Origin of the sequence: Flavobacterium selenitireducens (assembly GCF_014748335.1) — a bacterium.
GTDB classification, from domain to species: domain Bacteria; phylum Bacteroidota; class Bacteroidia; order Flavobacteriales; family Flavobacteriaceae; genus Flavobacterium; species Flavobacterium selenitireducens.
Genome location: NZ_JAAVIY010000002.1, coordinates 52,208 through 71,221 on the forward strand (window position 1 = coordinate 52,208; position 19,014 = coordinate 71,221).

General features: G+C 47.0%; 18 protein-coding genes. 9 read left to right on the top strand and 9 right to left on the bottom strand.

Annotated elements, in window-relative coordinates:
- The 3 genes from HC229_RS03805 to HC229_RS03815 are packed head-to-tail and all read left to right on the top strand — an operon-like array spanning position 1 to position 3,401.
- Entirely contained in the window at positions 1–1,344 is a 1,344-nt protein-coding gene (locus HC229_RS03805; RefSeq protein ID WP_191019135.1) for a tetratricopeptide repeat protein, read from the top strand.
- A gap of 2 nt (positions 1,345–1,346) precedes the next feature.
- A complete protein-coding gene (locus HC229_RS03810) occupies positions 1,347–2,132 on the top strand; it encodes a DUF4292 domain-containing protein (RefSeq protein WP_191019136.1) in 786 nt (261 codons plus the stop codon).
- Between the two features lie 9 nt (positions 2,133–2,141).
- On the top strand, positions 2,142–3,401 hold the full coding sequence (locus HC229_RS03815; RefSeq protein WP_191019137.1) for a murein hydrolase activator EnvC family protein: 1,260 nt from the start codon (positions 2,142–2,144) through the stop codon (positions 3,399–3,401).
- Between the two features lie 38 nt (positions 3,402–3,439).
- Here the strand turns inward: HC229_RS03815 and HC229_RS03820 are convergent, their stop codons facing one another.
- Together HC229_RS03820 and HC229_RS03825 are read right to left on the bottom strand one after the other, a co-directional pair.
- Positions 3,440–3,952 carry an acyl-CoA thioesterase gene (locus HC229_RS03820; RefSeq protein WP_191019138.1) on the bottom strand — a complete coding sequence of 171 codons (513 nt, stop codon included), beginning with the start codon at positions 3,950–3,952 and terminating at the stop codon, positions 3,440–3,442.
- Between the two features lie 92 nt (positions 3,953–4,044).
- Positions 4,045–4,980, bottom strand: a complete 936-nt coding sequence (locus HC229_RS03825) for an HU domain-containing protein (protein ID WP_191019139.1) — start codon at positions 4,978–4,980, stop codon at positions 4,045–4,047.
- A gap of 102 nt (positions 4,981–5,082) precedes the next feature.
- On the opposite strand from HC229_RS03825, the gene dprA reads away from it, so the two are divergent.
- The gene (dprA, locus tag HC229_RS03830) at positions 5,083–6,183 is read left to right on the top strand and encodes a DNA-processing protein DprA (RefSeq protein ID WP_191019140.1); all 1,101 of its coding nucleotides are present in this window, start codon (positions 5,083–5,085) and stop codon (positions 6,181–6,183) included.
- Here dprA and HC229_RS03835 read toward each other — a convergent pair whose 3' ends face one another.
- A complete protein-coding gene (locus HC229_RS03835; RefSeq protein ID WP_191019141.1) occupies positions 6,184–8,670 on the bottom strand; it encodes an Hsp70 family protein in 2,487 nt (828 codons plus the stop codon).
- Between the two features lie 3 nt (positions 8,671–8,673).
- The gene (locus HC229_RS03840; protein WP_191019142.1) at positions 8,674–8,961 is read right to left on the bottom strand and encodes a hypothetical protein; all 288 of its coding nucleotides are present in this window, start codon (positions 8,959–8,961) and stop codon (positions 8,674–8,676) included.
- Positions 8,962–9,050: 89 nt separating this feature from the next.
- On the opposite strand from HC229_RS03840, the gene HC229_RS03845 reads away from it, so the two are divergent.
- The gene (locus HC229_RS03845; protein ID WP_191019143.1) at positions 9,051–10,505 is read left to right on the top strand and encodes a hypothetical protein; all 1,455 of its coding nucleotides are present in this window, start codon (positions 9,051–9,053) and stop codon (positions 10,503–10,505) included.
- Here HC229_RS03845 and trpS read toward each other — a convergent pair.
- A complete protein-coding gene (trpS, locus tag HC229_RS03850; protein WP_191019144.1) occupies positions 10,502–11,482 on the bottom strand; it encodes a tryptophan--tRNA ligase in 981 nt (326 codons plus the stop codon). The two genes, HC229_RS03845 and trpS, sit on opposite strands and share 4 nt — an antisense overlap.
- 101 nt (positions 11,483–11,583) lie before the next feature.
- Here trpS and HC229_RS03855 point away from each other — a divergent pair, with 101 nt between their 5' ends.
- Complete coding sequence (locus HC229_RS03855) at positions 11,584–12,360, top strand: lysophospholipid acyltransferase family protein (RefSeq protein ID WP_191019145.1); 777 nt, start codon at positions 11,584–11,586, stop codon at positions 12,358–12,360.
- Between the two features lie 68 nt (positions 12,361–12,428).
- Here the strand turns inward: HC229_RS03855 and HC229_RS03860 are convergent, their stop codons facing one another.
- The 4 genes from HC229_RS03860 to recA all read right to left on the bottom strand — a co-directional run bounded on the left by HC229_RS03860 (position 12,429) and on the right by recA (position 16,203).
- Entirely contained in the window at positions 12,429–14,141 is a 1,713-nt protein-coding gene (locus tag HC229_RS03860) for an outer membrane beta-barrel protein (protein ID WP_191019146.1), read from the bottom strand.
- The gene (locus tag HC229_RS03865) at positions 14,138–14,683 is read right to left on the bottom strand and encodes an RNA polymerase sigma factor (RefSeq protein ID WP_191019147.1); all 546 of its coding nucleotides are present in this window, start codon (positions 14,681–14,683) and stop codon (positions 14,138–14,140) included. The genes HC229_RS03860 and HC229_RS03865 overlap by 4 nt, the downstream gene beginning before the upstream one ends.
- Before the next feature lie 19 nt (positions 14,684–14,702).
- The gene (locus HC229_RS03870) at positions 14,703–15,131 is read right to left on the bottom strand and encodes a putative periplasmic lipoprotein (RefSeq protein ID WP_191019148.1); all 429 of its coding nucleotides are present in this window, start codon (positions 15,129–15,131) and stop codon (positions 14,703–14,705) included.
- 67 nt (positions 15,132–15,198) lie between these two features.
- A complete protein-coding gene (gene recA / locus HC229_RS03875) occupies positions 15,199–16,203 on the bottom strand; it encodes a recombinase RecA (RefSeq protein WP_191019149.1) in 1,005 nt (334 codons plus the stop codon).
- A gap of 331 nt (positions 16,204–16,534) precedes the next feature.
- Between recA and HC229_RS03880 the strand changes: the two genes are divergently transcribed.
- The 3 genes from HC229_RS03880 to HC229_RS03890 are packed head-to-tail and all read left to right on the top strand — an operon-like array spanning position 16,535 to position 18,917.
- The gene (locus tag HC229_RS03880; RefSeq protein WP_191019150.1) at positions 16,535–17,266 is read left to right on the top strand and encodes a lysophospholipid acyltransferase family protein; all 732 of its coding nucleotides are present in this window, start codon (positions 16,535–16,537) and stop codon (positions 17,264–17,266) included.
- Positions 17,267–17,277: 11 nt separating this feature from the next.
- Positions 17,278–18,270 (top strand): acyl-ACP desaturase, encoded by a 993-nt coding sequence (locus HC229_RS03885; RefSeq protein WP_191019151.1) that lies wholly within the window; start codon positions 17,278–17,280, stop codon positions 18,268–18,270.
- The gene (locus HC229_RS03890) at positions 18,270–18,917 is read left to right on the top strand and encodes an HD domain-containing protein (protein WP_191019152.1); all 648 of its coding nucleotides are present in this window, start codon (positions 18,270–18,272) and stop codon (positions 18,915–18,917) included. Before HC229_RS03885 ends, HC229_RS03890 begins: the two co-directional genes overlap by 1 nt.
- Positions 18,918–19,014: the final 97 nt, after the last annotated feature.

Consider the following 19,014-nt stretch of genomic DNA (forward strand, 5'->3'; position numbering starts at 1 on the left):
ATGAAGCGATTCGGATATCTTTTTTTACTCGGGATTTTCATCCAAACCCACGTTGCGGCCCAAATCCAGGAGCCCGAGGACGTGGCAATGGAATCGAACGAATTCCGCAACCATTTCTACGAATCGCTCAAGCAAAAAGGTATTGAGAATTACGACAAGGCAGTTTCGGCTTTGCAGCGATGCCAAAAACTCGAACCGAACAATCCCGTGGTTTTTTTCGAGCTCGGCAAGAATTATCTGGCCCAAAAGGACTACAAAAAGGCTTATGAGAATTTCGAACAGGTCACCAAACTCGATCCCAAGAATAAATGGGCATGGGTCGGGATGTATGACGTTTGTTACGAAACCAAAGATTACAACCAGGCGATCATCATCGTAAAGAAACTTATCGAGTTCAAGAATGAGTACAAGGAAGATCTGACCTCGCTTTACATGAACACCCAACAATTCGACAAAGCGTTGGTGCTTATCAACGAGCTAAACGAAACCGTCGGATCTAACGATTTACGCGACAATTACAAAGCGGCGATCATGAAGGATCCGAAATTTCAGGGTTCTGAGATATCGAACTTACTGGACAAGATCAAATTGAATCCAAAAGACGAAGCCAATTACGTAACGCTGATGTTTTTGTATTGGGATTCCAACCAGGACGCCAAAGCGCTTGAGATCGCCCAAAGGCTCGAAAAGGAAATTCCGGGATCGGACTGGGCGCAAATCAGCCTGTTCAAGTATCATTTGACTAAAGCCGACGGCACGAAAGCCGTAAAAGCCATGAACCAGATCTTGGCCAGCAAAAAAGTCGACAACAAGATCCGCCACCGCGTGATGAACGAATTCCTGTTGTTTGCCAAAGACAAGCCTGAATTCGATGCCGATCTGCAAAAAGCCATTTCCTTTTTTGAGAACGACAGAGAGGTCAGGGTCGCAAAGGAAATCGCAAAATTCTATCACTCCAAGAAGAACTGGGATCAGGCCATACGGTATTATGAGCAGCATCTCAAGTCTGAACCGGGCGACATGGAAGCGATCATGCTCGTGCTTGACGCCTATTCCCAAAAACCGGATTATGTGATTTTGGGCGAAAGGGCAGAAGGGTTGGTGGAATCGTATCCGCTTCAGCCACAATTTTATTATTACGCAGGATTGGCCTACAATCAGCAGAAAAATTTCAAGAAAGCCAAGGACCTGCTCGAAATTGGCGTAGATTATGTTGTGGACGACAAATCGCTCGAAACCAATTTCTACATCCAATTGGGAGAGGCTTTCAACGGATTGGGCGACCAGAAAAAGAAACAGGAATATTTCGTCAAAGCCGAAAAACTAATGGAAAAGAAAAAATGAGAATGAGAATCTACGCCCTAACGGTATTCGCCGTTTTAGTTGTCGGATGCAAAACCGCCCAACCGACGACATCGGTCACCGAGACCAAAACGCCGGCCTCCGCAGCCGATGCGGAAGTCGCTAAAGTGATTTCCGGCCATTACGCCGACACCAAAAACTTTCGAACGGTGGCCATCAAGACTTCCGCCAAATACAAAGACGAGAACCAAAGCCAAAACATCAATGCCGATATCCGAATCGAGAAAGACAAGCAAATCTTCGTAAGCATACGATTCCTCGGGATTACGATGGCCAAAGCGTTGATCACGCCAAATGAGGTCAAGTATTACGAAAAGATAAACGGCACCTATTTCGAAGGGGATTACGAGGCTTTGAGCCGATGGCTGGGCACGTCGCTCGATTATCAAAAAGTGCAGAATCTGCTGCTTGGGCGCGCGCTCGACGATCTCAACAAAGGCAAATACAAAAGTACTGTCGAGGGAAATCTGGTCAAGCTTACGGATCCGAGCGATGCCAGAACGCAAAAAACGTTCTATTTCGAACCTGAAAATTATCTGATCAAGAAAGAAGAGATTCGTCAACCACTCCAAAATCGCAGCCTTGAAGTGAATTATCCTGGTTTCAACAAATTCGACCAGGCATTCCTTCCGGCGAAGATTTTACTGGAAGCCTTGCAGCCAAAAGGGAAAACGAACATCAGCATAGAATACAATTCGGTTACGTTCAACGAAAACCTCCAATTTCCTTATAGCGTTCCGGAAGGTTTTGAACGCGTAACCATTGACTAATTGCACACCATGACCAAACAATTCGCGACTTTTTTCCTTTTGCTGTTTGCCTTTGCGGTTTCGGCCCAGACCGAACAGCAAAAACTCGAAAAGCGTAAGGCGCAGATACAACGCGAGATTCTCGAAAACCAGGAGAAGCTCAACAGCATGCGCAACCAGGAAAAGTCAATTACGACGCAAATCGAGGTTCAGAAAGACAAGATTCGGCTCAAGGAGAAACTGATCCACACGACCGAAAAACAGACGCGTCTGCTCAACGACGACCTTTACCTGACCCAACTGAAAATCAACAAGCTCAAGCGAGAACTTGTCGTGATCAAGGAAGATTATGCCGAGATGATCACAAAATCCTACAAGAGCCGGTCAGTAAGAAGCCGTGCGATGTTCTTGCTTTCTTCAGAAAATTTCCTGCAAGCGTACAAACGCGCCCAGTACATGAAGCAATATGCGAGTTATCGCAAGGCGCAGGGAGAGGAAATCCACGTCAAGACCAATAAGCTTGTCGAATACAATACGCATATCGAAAAGCAAAAGGTGGAGAAACAGAAGCTGCTCCGCGAAAACGAAAAAGAGCGTTCGGAGTTGCTCAAGGAAAAACAAGAGCAGGAAATCCTGGTCGGATCGATCAAGAAGGATCGTAAAAAAATCGCGGCCCAAATCAAAAAGCAGCAGCAGGAAAGCCGCAGCATCGATCGCCAAATTGATCGACTGATCCAAAAAGCAATCGACGAGGCCAACCGAAAAGCGGCCTTGGCAGCGGCGAAAGCGAGTCCTGCTAAAGCTTCGGCGGTAAAAGCGAAGGTTGCGGAATCACCAAGCAAGATCGTCCTGACGCCGGAAGCCAAAGTCGTTGCCGACAATTTCCGCGCGAATAAAGGAAGTCTTAACTGGCCCGTCGAGCGCGGTTTTATTTCCCTGAAATACGGCGATCAGCCCCATCCGATGCACAAATCGCTTATCGTCCATAATTCCGGTGTCGAAATCACGACAGAAGATGGGGACAACGCGAGAGCCGTTTTTGGAGGCGAAGTCATCAGTGTGATCGTAATTTCGCCGGTGAACAAGGCCGTGATCATCCAACACGGGGATTACTTCACGATTTACCAAAACCTGAGTTCAGTAAACGTCGGGAAAGGGGAAAAAGTGAGGATAAAGCAGAATCTCGGGAAAATCCGGACAAACGGAGATACCGGGAAGACCACGCTTAAATTCCTGATCAAACAGAATAACGTTTACATCAATCCTGAAACCTGGCTTTCCGGTAGATAAAAAAACAAAACCTCAAGTAATTAGCTTGAGGTTTTTTATTAGTCCAGAAAAAGGGCTTTGAGTTCGGTCGCGTCCTGGGCCTTCATTTTCCCGGCAAGGACAAGGCTTAGTTGTTTTCTTCTAAGTGCCGCGTCATAGCGCTCTTTCTCAAGGTCAGATTCTGGAACGATAGGCGCCACTTCGACAGGCCGACCCGTGTCATCGACTGCGACGAACGTGTAAATGGCTTCGTTCGCCTTGGTTCTCACACCAGATTCGCGGTCTTCGATCCATACATCGATAAAAATTTCCATCGAACTTTTGAAACTTCTCGAAACCTTGGCCTCTATCGTCACGACGCTTCCCAGTGGAATAGAGCGATTAAACGCAACGTGGTTGACCGACGCCGTCACACAAACCCTGCGCGAGTGGCGTCTTGCCGTGATGCTTGCGGCGCGATCCATCCTGGCGAGCAATTCTCCTCCAAAAAGATTGTTTAACGGATTCGTCTCGCTTGGCAAGACCAAGTCGGTTAGTGTGGTAAGAGATTCAGAAGGATGTTTCGGTAACATTTGCGAGATTTTTTACGTTCGATTAGGCTCAGTAGCCAGAATGCAAAGGTAAAGCAAGCGCACAAAAAATCCCGACTCGGCCGGGATAAATGTTAAAGTTCTTTGATGAGCAACCAAGCTTGACTGTCCTTGGTTTTCCTGATCTCGTTCATCGTACCGATGGCTTCCTGCTTGGTCGCGAAACTGCCGTACAACACTGGAAACAAACCATGTCGGTTTTGCGGGATGCGTCTCGACTTGAACCCAAGTTTTTTGAGTTGGGAAGTCGCTTTATCGGCATTTTCAGGACTTCTGAATACTCCTGCCACGATATGATAGCGCAACTTGTCTTCTTTTACCGCAAGCGTTACGGCAGGCAAAGGCGCGTCTATGAAAAAGGTCGCTTCCTGTATCTTGTCCTGAACTTGTTGCTGAACTTGGGTTTCCACCATAAGGGTCTCGCGCTCGATTTGGCTGTTGTATAAATGATAGCCGCCAAATCCGCTCAAGCCCATCGCGATTACGAAAACTGCTGCGTATTTGAAATACGGACGGCGTTCGCGAGCTTCCGGCGTAAAAGCGATCGGTGCTTTTTCCTCGAGCACTTCGACTTCCTTTTTGTATTCTTCCCTTTTGACGGCGGGCGAAACAAACGAACTCAATCCGAAGGCCTCCGTGAGATAGTTGACGTTGTCCGTCGGATAAAAAACAACATTTTTCTCAGAATTCAGCGACAGTTCGCCTATGTTTTTCAAGGTAAACCGGCCATTGACTTCCAGAATGTTTTTCCAAATCGATACCTCATTCTGGATCGCATCGACGGCTATTTCATACGATGTCTTTTCAGATAAAGCGATGTGATTGGCCAAAAGACCGTCGTTGTTCTTGAGATGGGAATTGAACGAAACCAGCTTTTTCGGCGGATAGAACGCGCTCGACGATTCGTGCAGCTGAGCCGACTGGTAATCGGTCAGGAATGCGCCGAATCCCGGCACCGTAACACATTGGTAACGATACAAAAGTTGGGAGATATAGTGTTCAATCTTCATAGAAACAAAATTATGCAAAGCGTGGCGCGGTCAAAATTTTATCCACAATTTTTATTAACAATCCGCGTGAAATTTTATACTTTTCAGAATCAATCCTTTAGTATGCGCCACACAGAATTAGTATCCGTTTTAGCCTTGCAGAAAGTAGAAGGCGTGGGCGACGTGATCGCCAAGAAGCTCATGAGCCACTTTGGTTCGGCCGAGGAAATATTTGCTTCGGATCCAAAAAAACTCTCCGAAATAGAAGGAATAAATCCTCGTCTTGCAAACAGGTTCAAAGATAGGTCGGTTTTTGCAAAAGCCGAAGCCGAAGCCAAACAAATCCTGCAATCGCAAACAAAAGTCACCACATTTCTCGATCCGGAGTATCCCGAGCGCCTCAAACATTGCCACGACGGCCCGCTGATGTTGTTTTCCACTGGCAATATCAATCTCGAGAACCGCATGACGTTAAGCATCGTCGGAACGCGAAAGGCCACGGCTTACGGTGCTGATTTCTGCCGCCGTCTCGTCGCTGATCTCGCCGTTCTCGATCCCGTGATCATTTCGGGATTTGCTTACGGCATCGACATCATCGCGCACCAAGCGGCTCTGGACAACGGTTTACAGACAATTGCGGTTCTTGGAAGCGGGCTCGACCAGATTTATCCGAACCCGCACAAGAAATATGTAAATGCGATAAATGCCAATGGCGGTTTTATGACCGAGTTTTGGAGTGGTGCATATCCGGCTCCGGAAAATTTCGTCAGGCGCAACCGCATCGTCGCGGGAATCAGCCAGGCGACGGTCATTATCGAATCGGCTGAACGCGGAGGATCACTGATCACCGCCAATCTCGCCAACGATTACAACCGGGACGTTTTTGCTCTCCCGGGCCGCATTACCGATGCTTTGAGTCAAGGTTGCAACCAGCTGATCAAAACCCAACGCGCCCATTTGCTTACCGGCGCCGCCGATTTGCTCTACATCCTGAATTGGGATTTGAAGCCGCAGAGCCAATCCGTGCAAAAGCAGCTATTCGTGTCGCTTGACGCATCAGAGCAACGGATTTACGATTACCTGGTTCTAAAAAAGAAAGAGCTGCTCGACACGATCGCGATCGAAAATGAAATGCCGGTTTCGAAACTGTCGGCCCTGCTTTTTTCGCTTGAACTCAAAGGCGTCGTGCGTCCGCTTCCCGGAAAAGCGTTCGAAGCGATCTGATTATTTCAGGCCGAGGTTGCCATCGAAATTCTCAAAGTCAGTATCGGATTTCGGCTTGACCTTGAGCATATTCCAAAGTTGGGAACAAATCGCACGCAACTCCACGTAATTGGTCTTGTCGATAGCGTGTTCGCCTCTTTCAAATAGTTTTTCGGCTTTGCGCTTGTCAGAATAACCATCGAGATCAAGATAGCGGTAATAGTAGAAATGGTCCACGAAACGTTCGTCTTGCTTGCGCCAGATCGCATCTGCCAACGATTCGAGTTCCTTGGCTTTTTTGCGAATCACATAGCGGTTGCCCGACTGCAGAAAATCCTTTTCTCCCGCTACGATCTTGTTGAAAGTTTCAATTTGGGAAGGCGTGGCTTTTTCGGCGTATTGGTTATAATAGGCTTTCATATCTTTGTAAAGATCGGCTTCCTCCAACACGAAACGATGGCGCACCAAATCGTCAAATTCCTGTATGAGCAGCCGTTTGGCCTCATCGAGTTGGTATTTTTTGTCGGTAGAGTTGTCCTCGGCCGCCAATTCGGCTTCGTTGTAAAGCGTAACCAAAAGATTCTCGGTTCGTTTCAACCGCGCCAGGTATTCGAAATTTTCCTCGTCTTCCTGTTCATAAATTTCGCGTTGAATCTGATCGATGACATCCTTGACCTCGCTGCGCAATTTGTCGATGGAAACCTTGCGCTCATGCGGATTGAACACCTCGTTGATTTCCAGGTCGAGTGCCCCGATATAGACCGTCACGCTTAAGTCGCGGGATTCGGTAATCTTGAAATTGAGTTCGATGTCGATGCCTTTCAGCAAGTCCTGGTCGAGGTCGCGCCCGTTGATTTCCAGATAGCCGATGCTCAAATTGCTCCCGATCATGCCGCCGGCGTTACCTTCGACGATGTTGATCACGAGTTTGTCGTCGGATTGCTTAAGGATGTTTTTCGAGCATTGTTTGTAAACCGTTTTCTTGATCGGAAGGATATCGTTCTTGCGGAAGATACTCTCGAGATAGGTGGTTCCGCTTTCTTCGTCAAGCTCTAGACAGATGTCGTTCGGCAATGGCTGACCCTGGACGTTATAAAGCCCGTTCGTAATCGCGATGCCGCTTTTTTTCAATACCGACTGTTGGTTTTGGTCGAACAGTCCGACAGAAAACAAATTCGTGGCTTTTTGGAGCAGCGGAACGAATACCGAAAATTTGCCCGTCATGGGTTGCATCCCGGAGTCATATCCGCCGTCTGCTCTCGTAATCCTGTAATATCCCTGGAAGTTTGGCGGAACGATGCACGCGAGCAATTCTTCGCTATCCTGCGAATTGGGTTCGAAAATAAATTCCGCGGAAATCGATGGACTTGCATCCGAACCCGTCTCAGGCTCAAATTCCGCTTTGGCTGCCGATGGTTTGCTTCCGGCGTAATAAGCCGCACCGATTACCACCGCTGTCGTGGGATCTATCCCGGAATCGACGACAACGCCGCTTCTCTCGTGCAATTCGCGTCTGACATACGGAATATAAGTCGTCCCGCCGACAAGGATGATGCGCTCAATGTCCGAAAACCGGAGGCCATTGCTTTGGACGAGTTTTTCCACCAAGCTGTAAGATTCGTTAAATTTGGGTTGGATCACAGCCTCGAATTCTTGTTGGGAAATTTCGATGTCGATCATTATTTCGGGTTCGTCCGAGTCGATTTCAATGATCGCAGACGACTTTACGGAAAGTTCTTTTTTGGCTTCCTCAGCTTTGAAAAGCAGTTCGAAATACAGCTTCTTGAACGACGTGTCTTCACCTTTTACCATGTTTTGCCACAAGCCAGTAAGGCCGGTTTTGGCTTCGATTTTCGGGCAAAGGATTTTTTCGACGACGAGATTGTCGAGGTCGAGTCCGCCAAGGAAATTGTTGCCTTTGTGGTCTACGACTTTTAGTTCGCGATGACTGATGCTGACAAGCGCCGCATCGAAAGTTCCGCCTCCGAAATCGTAAACGAGCCATTTTTTGTCCTCGGTTATATCGATGTTAAGCGAGTTCGAATACGCCAGGCAAGCGGCAATTGGTTCCTGTAATAACACGACTTCTCCAAAACCTGCTTCGTAACCGGCCTTCTTGGTCGCATTGCTCTGGATCGTATCGAACGATGCCGGAATCGTAATGGCGATCGACGATAGCGTTTCATCGGGCACAAAACCCAACAATTCCTTTAAAACCATTGCCGAAAGTCCGACGGGTGTGATCGTCTGGCCGGTGTCGGGAACGTCGTAAATTTGATCCGAACCCATCTTGCGTTTGAAAGATGAGAACACATTTCCAGGGTTGGTCAGAATCTGTTCGCGCGCTTTGTCGCCGACGCGGATCGTCCCTTTTCGAAACGCCACCACCGATGGTATCGTATCCCTGAATCCGACAGGATTTTTGAACAAGTGTATTTTTCCGTCTTCATATTTCGAGATCGCCGAATTCGTCGTCCCGAGATCAATTCCATAATTTATATTGGCCATGATTTATTCTACTATTACCACGCCTCTTTGCTCGAGGCTGAAATTCCCGTTGTCCATTCGATAGATGACCGGTTTGAGCACTTTTGTGATTTTTGACGCGCCCGCATGGGTAACATTGGCCTCCAAAGCGGTGTCGTTAGCGTCGTACCTCGCGCCTATCGGATTCACGATGCGATAACCCATTTCCTCAAGTTCATGGTAGACGCGCGTGAAGTTGCGCTCGAAAATATCAAGCCCTTGATCGGCGGCCTTTTTTTCTATTTCGAATAGTTGGTTGATGATGTTTTTCATTGCTTTAAATTGGCGTTCGCCAAGGTACAATTATTTTGTTTTGGCCGATAATCGCAAAAGTCTATTTTTGCTGTCAATCCGTTTGGCAGATGAACTTATTAGCATTTTTTGAAACACTGGAGATCGGTCGTGAATCGCTTTCGCAACTCGACGAAAACGGACTGATCCGGATCGAAAAGCAAGTCCACCTCCAACGAAAGCTCAATCCCGATATCGACATGAACCTCGCCAACGCGATGGTGTCGGCTTTGAGAAGTGACGGGCGCGCCTTTCGGTTTGTATTGGAAAACCGGAGCCTCTATAATTTCTTTACGGGAAAGATCCATCCGCCAAACTATTTCAAGCCTATGGCTGCCGATGCGAATGCGGAAGAAGTTAGCGCCTTCATCGACAAATACTTACGCGACGACCTGTTGTTAGGAATCGATCGAATGCTCGTAGCCAACCAATACGAAGATCTCGACGAAATCCTCAGCGAAAACGAGTATTTTCCGGAAGACATCCGGTTTACGATCAGTCGCAAATTGCAGGGAAAAATCGATTTTGGCGTCGGACGCATGGTCCAAAAAAAGTACGACGGCATCCAATTCCTGAAATTCCGGACGTTCTACAATTGCATAAGCCATTTTTCATCGGTCGATACCGACAAGAAAATCAATACGTTGCTCGACATAACCGCAGATCACTACAACGCCAAGAAAAACACTTCGTTCGCGCGCGGCGTAATGATCGCCATGTCGCATTACCAAACTCATGACGAGGAGTTGCAGCGCGTGCTTATCTCGAACCACGCCATCATGACATCCTCTTCGGGAAAGTCAGGTTCCGGGTTCAGCATGAATTGGAGAATTGTGGCATTTGTGGTTTTTTTCCTGATCAAGATCATGGTCATCGGATCCAAGTGCTCGAACGATTCCGGTTCCAATTACGAAATCAACAACCAGTTGAATGAGCAGGTTCGCAACCAGATCGTTGAAATCAAGAAAAATGTAGAAGCGAAAAACGAGGGTTTCCGCGACTATCTCACGGCTTTCGATTCGGCGTCGATATCTGAACTGAAAGCAATGGACACCATAACAACCGGGCAACAAGCGTTTGAAAATAGTGTTTCGCTCATGCCGGAATCTGAAAATGCAAAAAAAGCCATCATAGAAAACAAGACGCCTTATGACCTAGTTCTCGTGCAATACGTTGGGAAATTCATGGGCAAATCCTGCTATGTTAAAAAAGGAGAATCGGCTCAGGTTATGGCGTCAACTTCGGAAAACAATCTTGAATTCCGGATGTATTTCGGTACACAGCCCGCACGATTTACCACTGCCAGCGATGCAAATTTGAGCGGAGGCGACTTGTTGTACGAAATGCGTTTCCGGCAACTCGCTCCAAATGCGCCAGTCGTTCTCGAAAAAAAGTTTTCGATTGCAAAAGACGTAACGGTCGAATTCGCCAATGACCGCTTTATGATCGTGGGCGAAGGTGTGAAATGCGACGATTGTTTCCCGAGCGTAAGCAACTCAGGAAAGCGCATCAACCGATTGAATTAAAACGAATAACCCATTTTTTCCCTGACTCTCGACAAAACGCCGTTTGCAATTACGCGGGCGCGATCGGCACCTTTTTGAAGCAACTCGTCTACTATCGCGGGATGTTCGATATAGTGGTTGTAGCGTTCGCGCACTTCTTTGAACTTTTCGGTAATCAATTCAAAAAGCAGCTGTTTGGCGTGCCCGTAACCAAAATCGCGGTTGTCGTTCCTGTATTTCTGGCGCAACGATTCAATCTGTTCTGGCGTTCCCATGAGTTGGTAAATCGCGAAAATTTTACAGGTTTCCGGATTTTTGGGTTCTTCCAAAGGCGTGCTATCGGTTTCGATCGACATGACCTGCTTGCGCAACGCCTTGTCGTCAAGGAAAATATTGATGATGTTGTTGGCCGATTTGCTCATTTTGCCACCGTTCGTTCCGGGAACAAGTTTCGTGTTTTCCTGAGTGAATGGTTCGGGCAGCACAAACGTGTCACCCATTTGATGGTTGAATCTCGAGGCGACATCACGCGTGATTTCCAGGTGTTGCAATTGGTCTTTCCCGACGGGCACAAATTCCGCGTCATACAATAAAATGTCTGCCGCCATCAACATCGGATACGTAAACAAACCCGCATTTACGTCTGCTAGGCGATCCGATTTGTCCTTGAACGAATGGGCGAGCGTGAGGCGCTGGAACGGAAAAAAACAGCTCAAATACCACGACAATTCCGCGGTTTGGGGAACGTCGCTCTGTCGGTAAAAAATTACTTTCTCTACATCCAATCCGCAGGCCAGCCAGGCAGAAGCCGTGCTATATGTGTTGTTCCGAAGCGTTGTCCCGTCTTTTATTTGCGTCGCGGAATGTAAATCGGCGATAAACAAAAACGAATCGTTCTCAGGTTTGTTAGACAGTTCGATCGCAGGCATGATCGCGCCCAACAGGTTGCCTAAATGAGGCGTTCCGGTACTTTGGATGCCGGTAAGGATTTTGGCCATTTTCAGTGAAATTTTACATTGTCCGGGATGGCGATTGGCCATTGGAGCCCCAAAGTTACAGCTTTTGCAGAATGTAGCCTCGAATGTTTATTTTTGGCAATATGAAAATCCTCAAATATCCGTTTTGGCTGTTGTGGCGCATCTGGCTTTGCATCCTTGTGCTCACGCCCATAATCGCGCTTTTTCCGTTTCTTTTACTATCGATCAGTAAGGAAAGGTGGTATCCGTATTTTTTCGTGATGGCGCGGCTTTGGGCGAAATTCATTTTGTTCGGAATGGGATTCTGGTACAAAGTGGAGCGTGAGCAGCAAACGGAACCAGGCAAGAGCTACATGTTCGTGGCCAACCACACTTCGATAACGGATATTATGCTGATGTTGGCCGTGGTGCGCAATCCGTTTGTGTTCGTCGGAAAAAAGGAGCTTGTTAAAATTCCGCTGTTCGGATTTTTCTACAAAAAAACCTGCATACTTGTCGACCGCAGCAGTCCGAAAAGCCGTAAAGAAGTTTTTGAACGCGCCCAAAAGCGCCTTGATCAAGGCCTGAGCATTTGTATTTTTCCGGAAGGCGGCGTCCCTGATGATGAGTCGATCGTGCTCGACGGATTTAAGGACGGGGCATTCCGACTGGCGATCGAACATCACATACCTATTTTTCCGTTGGTTTTTCCTGACAACAAAAAGCGTTTTCCTTTTCGTTTTTTTAGCGGAAGCCCTGGATTGATGCGGGTCAAATTGTTGCACGAAATCCCGACTACGGTCCAGTCCGACGATGACAAATCCGATATCAAAGCGCTGCGCGACAAAACCCGGCATCTGATTTACCACGAGTTGCTACGCTACAATAAAAAAGAGCACCCTGGCCTGGATGCTCTTTAGAAATTGCCCTCCGTGGAAGACAACAAGAAACGTAACTAATTGTAACCAATTAACTAACTAACTGTCGTTCAGAAGCGGTAATTCAAACCGGTGTACAATCCGAAGAAGTAGGGTTTGAAATTGCCAGATTCCGTATAGGTATTGATTTGATATTTGAAAGTCGGCTCGAAATTGAGCTGAAGTGATTTCCAGATTTCATATCGGAAACCGACACCAACATTCGTACTGAAACTCGTCGCGTTAAGGTTGTTCGCTTTTCCTACCTGCATTTGGTTTTCGGCCGACACAAGCGCAACTTCGTTCTGGTTGAGCAACAATGTACTGAAACCTCCGATAACGTCGATCCCGAATCGTTTGTCGAGCACTTTATAACTCAACTCAACCGGGATTTCAAAATAGCCCGTTTTCTGGCTCAGGCTGCTGCTGAATTCCTTGAGCACCATTCCGTTGTTGGCGAGTTCTACGGGAGCGCCTTCCACTTTGTTCTCGATCCTCAAAAACGCACCTTGAACCGTCGGATTGACGTGCTCCAGCTGTTTTCGTCCCACAGTAGATTGTTTTGCCACGACATTATTCGTATTGTACTCGAACGCAAGGGAATTCACGCCTGTGCGCAGCGAAAGTCGCTTGTTGAGCGCATAACTCACGCCAAGCCCGTATGAAAGCTGCGTTTTGTAATCTTTGTCGTTGTTTGCGAAACGGGAATCAATCGGGGAACCGTTAGACGATGAACTTAAATAAATAGGGGCAACCCTTGGTGAGACCTGCCACCTATTCATTTTCGGTTCGTTTTCAGTAACTTGCTTGTTTTCTTTTTCAATGTTTAGCAATTCTTCCAGTGCATTGGGTTTCTCCGCCATAGCAAGAGCGGTGGAATCCATTTTGATATCGTCGGTTTTGGCGGCGACAGCTTGGGTCGAAGTTGTTGTTTTTGCAGTTACGTCTTTTTGGTTGTGTTGCTCGGTTTGTCCCGATTGGTAATTCTCGTTTACAGCAATTTTATCTTGATTTTTGAATTCGTGCGTAATGTTATTTGCCTTTTCTGAATTTTTAAGGTTATGCGATTTGTTTTCGTTTTGACTTGTGTTCCCGGCGTTCTGAGCAACTTGCCCTTGCGTTTCAAATTGATGCACTTCCGAAACAGACGTCTTGTTTCCGGCCTTTTTCTCGTTGCGGCTTTTACTCGAAGCGGCATATTGTTCGCGTCCGTTCTCGAGTTGAGGCGTCACACTTCTGCCTGAAAATCCGGCTTTGCCCTTGCGCGATTTCTCTTCGGATTTCGCTTTTTCTGTTGTCGGATAAACAACGATGCCGTCATCCGAACGTCGAATGCCCGAAGCGTTGCTACCTGTCGCATTTACGCGTTCAATACTATTGTCGGTTTTGCCCGAGCCGTTTTGCCTGGAACCCGTTTTGTCTTCCAAAGAAGTTGCCGCAGTTCCGGAATCGGTAGATTGGATTCCGCCTGACGGACTAAATTCCGTATTGTCAAAATCGCCGTTTCCTTTTGGTTTGTCGCCGTCCGCGCTTTTGCCCGGCGTTTCTACGACAGCATTACCATTTTCCAACTTGCCGTTTTCGCCTGTGAGCGTCGTAAGCAGCAGTCCGATAAGGAAAACAGCGGCCACTCCGGTATACCGAAACCAGATGGGTATGACTTTTCGGTTCTTTTTTTCCTCGAGTCTCGCTTCAATTTTCTCCCACGCTATTTCAGAAGGTTCAGCTTCAAAATCCTTGAACTTTTCCTGAAAAAGGCGGTCGATGTTTTTTCTCTCGCTCATTTTGCAGAGGGTAATTTGTGTATGTTATAATTGTCAATCTTTTCCTTCAGGATCAATCTTGCGCGCGCCAGATTCGATTTCGACGTTCCCACCGTGATGCCCATCATTTCTGCGATTTCCTTGTGCGGATAACCGTCTATGACGTAAAGGTTGAAGACCAGCCGGTAACGGTCCGGAAGTTCCTGGATAATCTTCATCAGAAAGTCCAAAGGAACGTTCTCGTCTTCCATTTCTACCTCCGCATCCTCGTCTGCAATATCTTTATTGACCATGTCGAGATACGTGATGTTGCGGTATTGTTGCAACACATTGTTGACCATGATCCTTTTCATCCAGCCCTCGAACGAGCCCTTGAAATTGAACTGCCCGATTTTGTTGAATATGATTACAAACCCGTCTTGGAAGTTGTCCTCCGCTTCGGCGTAGTTCCTGGAATACTTCAGGCAAACGGCGAACAACTTTGATTTGTACAATTTGTACAACTGTTCCTGCGCTTTCCTGTCGTTGTTCCTGCAATCATTTATGAGCTGTTCTAAACTCAAGGCATGGGCAGCTTTAGCATTATTCTACAACAGATTCAAACTCGATAAAAATAGGTGCCCCGTTGCCGTCCTGTCCCTTCCAGAATTTAAAACGATAGGTTCCGGCTTGCGAGGGCATAAAATTTAAGGGCACATCGTAAAGCGTTTCCGAATCATCGTTGCAATTCGAGTCATTGAACTTTAGCGAACGGACTGAAATGGTCTGGGTAAACCCGTCCGAATCGATGTAAAATCCGTTGAAGATGTGGCAATCTGTAGGGCGTCTGTATTTGACCTGGATCGTCGCCATTTGACCCGATACCATGCTTGCGGGCACAGTCGCATCCTCAACCACGAGTGCAAATTCATCAGATTTTGGTGTGTCGTCCGGCACGCAGGCGGTCACGGTAATAGCCAATAAGAAAAAGAACAGCAGCTTTTTCATCCTCAATTTTTCTAAACTTTTCATCAGATGCATAACTTTAAAAAAGGTTGCGTAAAAAAATAAAAAAAAGCCCATTTACGGGCTTTCGTTTTTAATTGTTCTGCTCTTTAATGAGCGCTTTGATCTTGTTTTCGAGTTCGTCGGCCAGTTCGGGATTGTCCTTTATCATGACCTTGACCGCGTCCCGGCCCTGACCGAGTTTGGTGTCGCCATAGCTGAACCACGATCCGGACTTTTTCACGACTTCGAATTCTACGGCCAAATCCAGGATTTCACCCGTTTTGGAAACACCTTCTCCATACATGATGTCGAATTCCGCAGACTTGAACGGAGGCGCTACTTTATTTTTGACCACCTTGACTTTAGTACGGTTTCCGATCACGTTATCGCCATCTTTGATTTGGGATGAACGGCGGATATCAAGGCGAACCGAAGCGTAAAACTTCAAAGCGTTACCACCGGTAGTCGTTTCAGGGTTTCCGAACATGACACCGATTTTCTCGCGCAACTGGTTGATGAAGAAAACCGTGCAGTTGGTTTTGCTGATGGTCGCAGTCAGTTTTCTCAAGGCTTGCGACATCAAACGCGCGTGCAATCCCATTTTAGAATCTCCCATTTCTCCTTCGATTTCGCTCTTTGGCGTAAGGGCGGCAACCGAGTCGATCACGACGATGTCGATCGCTCCTGAACGGATGAGGTTTTCAGCGATTTCCAAGGCTTGTTCGCCATTGTCGGGCTGTGAAATGATAAGCTCGTCTATATTGACGTGAAGTTTCTCGGCATAATTGCGATCGAAAGCGTGCTCCGCATCGATGAAGGCGGCAATTCCACCCATCTTTTGGGCTTCTGCGATCGCATGAAGTGTCAGCGTGGTCTTACCCGAAGATTCCGGTCCGTAAATTTCTACGATACGTCCTTTCGGATAACCGTTGACACCAAGTGCAAGGTCGATTCCGAGGGATCCGGAAGGAATGACTTCGACTTCTTCCACAGCCTTGTCACCCATTTTCATGACGGTTCCTTTGCCGTAAGTCTTATCTAATTTATCTAGTGTTAATTGAAGGGCTTTTAGTTTGGCATCTTTCTCTGAACTCATTTTTCGGCTTCTCTAATCGTTAGTAAAATTTCGTAAATGTACTCTTTTTTCTCCTTTGGAAATGACGGCGCAAACGTTACTTTTCCACAGAAGAAAGGCAAAAACAACCCAATGGTTCAAAAGGCTTATATTCAATGTTTTGGCATGGATTATCGGGTTGTTTTAGGTTTTCCGCGGAAGAGTAAAACTACGACAGCGATTGCATTCCGCGATACAGTTTTTCCGTACTAAATGTTAAAAGTTGAAGAAGGCGAAAGTTTTGCTAAAAGCTTAGGATTTCAACTCACAAAACCATAATTTATACTTACTTTTGCCGGGATTTACAAAGGGCATGGAGAAAATTATTTCGTATCCGCTATCGGTCGTTTATTACTTCTTTTTCGGGCTTTGCCTGCTCGTTTTTCATCCCGTGCAATGGGTGTGCCTCAAGATCGGGTACGACGCGCACAAAAAAAGCGTAGACGTTCTTAATTTTTTTCTCGTTTTATGTACGCATCTCATCGGCACACGCTATACGGTAATGGGGCGCGAAAAGCTACCTGTAGGCGTTCCGTTGATCATAGTGGCCAATCACCAAAGTTTGTATGATATTATCGCCATCGTTTGGTTTTTGAGAAAAGCGCATCCGAAATTCGTATCCAAGCAGGAATTGGGGAAAGGCATTCCAAGCGTTTCATTCAATTTACGTCATGGCGGATCGGTGCTCATAGACAGAAAAGATCCGAGGCAAGCGCTTCCGGTCATCAAAAAAATGGGAGAATATATCGAGCAATACAATCGTTCGGCTGTGATTTTCCCGGAAGGCACGCGCAGTAAGACCGGGAAACCAAAGGAGTTCGCCCAGACAGGGTTGAAAATAATGATTAAAGCGGCTCCATCGGCTTACGTGCTTCCGCTTACGATCAACAATTCATGGAAAATGGCTAAATTCGGTTACTTTCCTCTCGGGTTGGGCAACCACCTGAAATTTACGGTTCACGAACCGATCGCCGTTTCAGGACATTCTTTCGAAGAAATCATGGAATACACTGAAAAAGCGGTCACGGGAGCCATCAAATATTAAATACCACTACAATGTCAATAAAGAACGTACGTCTGGAAGTAATGCAATTCCTCGAAAAAGAAATCGACGGATTTGTAGATCAGTATTTGATCCCTGTGGAAAAAATCTGGCAACCGTCGGACTTTCTGCCGGATCCTGAAAAAGATGATTTTTTCGAGAAAGTAAAGGAATTGCGTGAACTCGCGAAGGAATTGCCTTATGATTTCTGGATCGTACTCATCGGAGACATGATTACCGAAGAAGCGCTTCCGACTTACGAATCCTGGTTAATGGACGTGGAAGGCGTCGACCAGATCGCGCCTAACGGATGGTCGAAATGGGTGCGCCACTGGACTGCCGAAGAAAACCGCCACGGCGACCTTCTCAATAAATATCTCTATCTCTCGGGTCGCGTCAACATGCGCGAGATCGAGATGACGACGCAACACCTTATTTCTGACGGGTTCGACATCGGCACAGACCGCGATCCTTACAAAAACTTTGTCTACACCAGCTTTCAGGAGCTTGCCACATATGTTTCCCACAACCGCGTTTCCCAATTGGCGAAACAGCACGGAGCCAAAGATCTTTCCAAAATGTGCAAGATGATCGCCGGGGACGAAATGCGCCACCATCATGCTTATTCGGAGTTCGTGAATCGCATTTTCCAGATCGATCCGAGCGAAATGATGTTGGCTTTCCAATATATGATGAAGCTAAAGATCGTCATGCCAGCTCAATTTCTGCGCGAATCAGGCGAGAAGATCAGTGTGGCATTTGAGCATTTTTCAGATTCGGCACAACGTATCGGTGTTTACACCTCGGCAGATTACGTCGATATTTTACAGAAACTCATCGACCGCTGGAATGTCGCCTCGATCACGAACTTGACGGACGAAGCCGAGAAAGCCCGCGATTTCCTGATGAAGCTTCCGGCGCGGATGACGAGAATTTCGGAAAGGATCGTCATCCCGGCAGAATCCCACATATTCAAATGGGTCGAACCGGCACGCGTCGGAATCTGATGGAAGATATCATCGCCGTTACCATAGCTTACGTGAAAGAACAGCTCAAAGGCGCTGAAGGCGGACACGATTGGTTTCATATCGAGCGCGTCTGGAAATCGGCTTTGCACATTGCCAAAGCCGAAGATTGCGATTTGACCGTCGTTCAATTGGGTGCTTTGCTCCACGATATCGCCGACAGCAAATTCCACGCAGGTGATGAAACCGTCGGACCCAGAACGGCCAGGAATTTTCTCGAAAGCCACAATGTGGATGAATCGGTTATCACACACGTGATTGCCATCATCGAAAACATTTCGTTCAAAGGCGGGAACTTTCAGAAGACGTTTTCATCTAAAGAACTCGAAGTAGTCCAGGACGCCGATCGACTCGATGCGTTGGGCGCCATCGGTATCGCGCGCGCGTTTAACTATGGTGGGTTTAAAAACCGGGCGCTTTACGATCCCAGGATCAAGCCGAACCTGAACCTTTCGAAGGAGGAATATAAGAATTCCACATCGCCCACGATTACGCATTTCTACGAAAAACTGTTGCTTTTGAAAGACAGGATGAATACTGAAACGGGTAAGCGTATGGCTGAAGAGCGTCATCGCTATATGGAAGGTTTCCTTGCCCAATTTTACTCGGAATGGGAAGGCACCAAATAGAAGTTGCCGACTCGGGAAAGTTTTAACAAAAACGGCAGAAAAACCGCACTTGACAAATTTCGATTTGGAATACCTTTAAGACCTAACAGATTTTAAA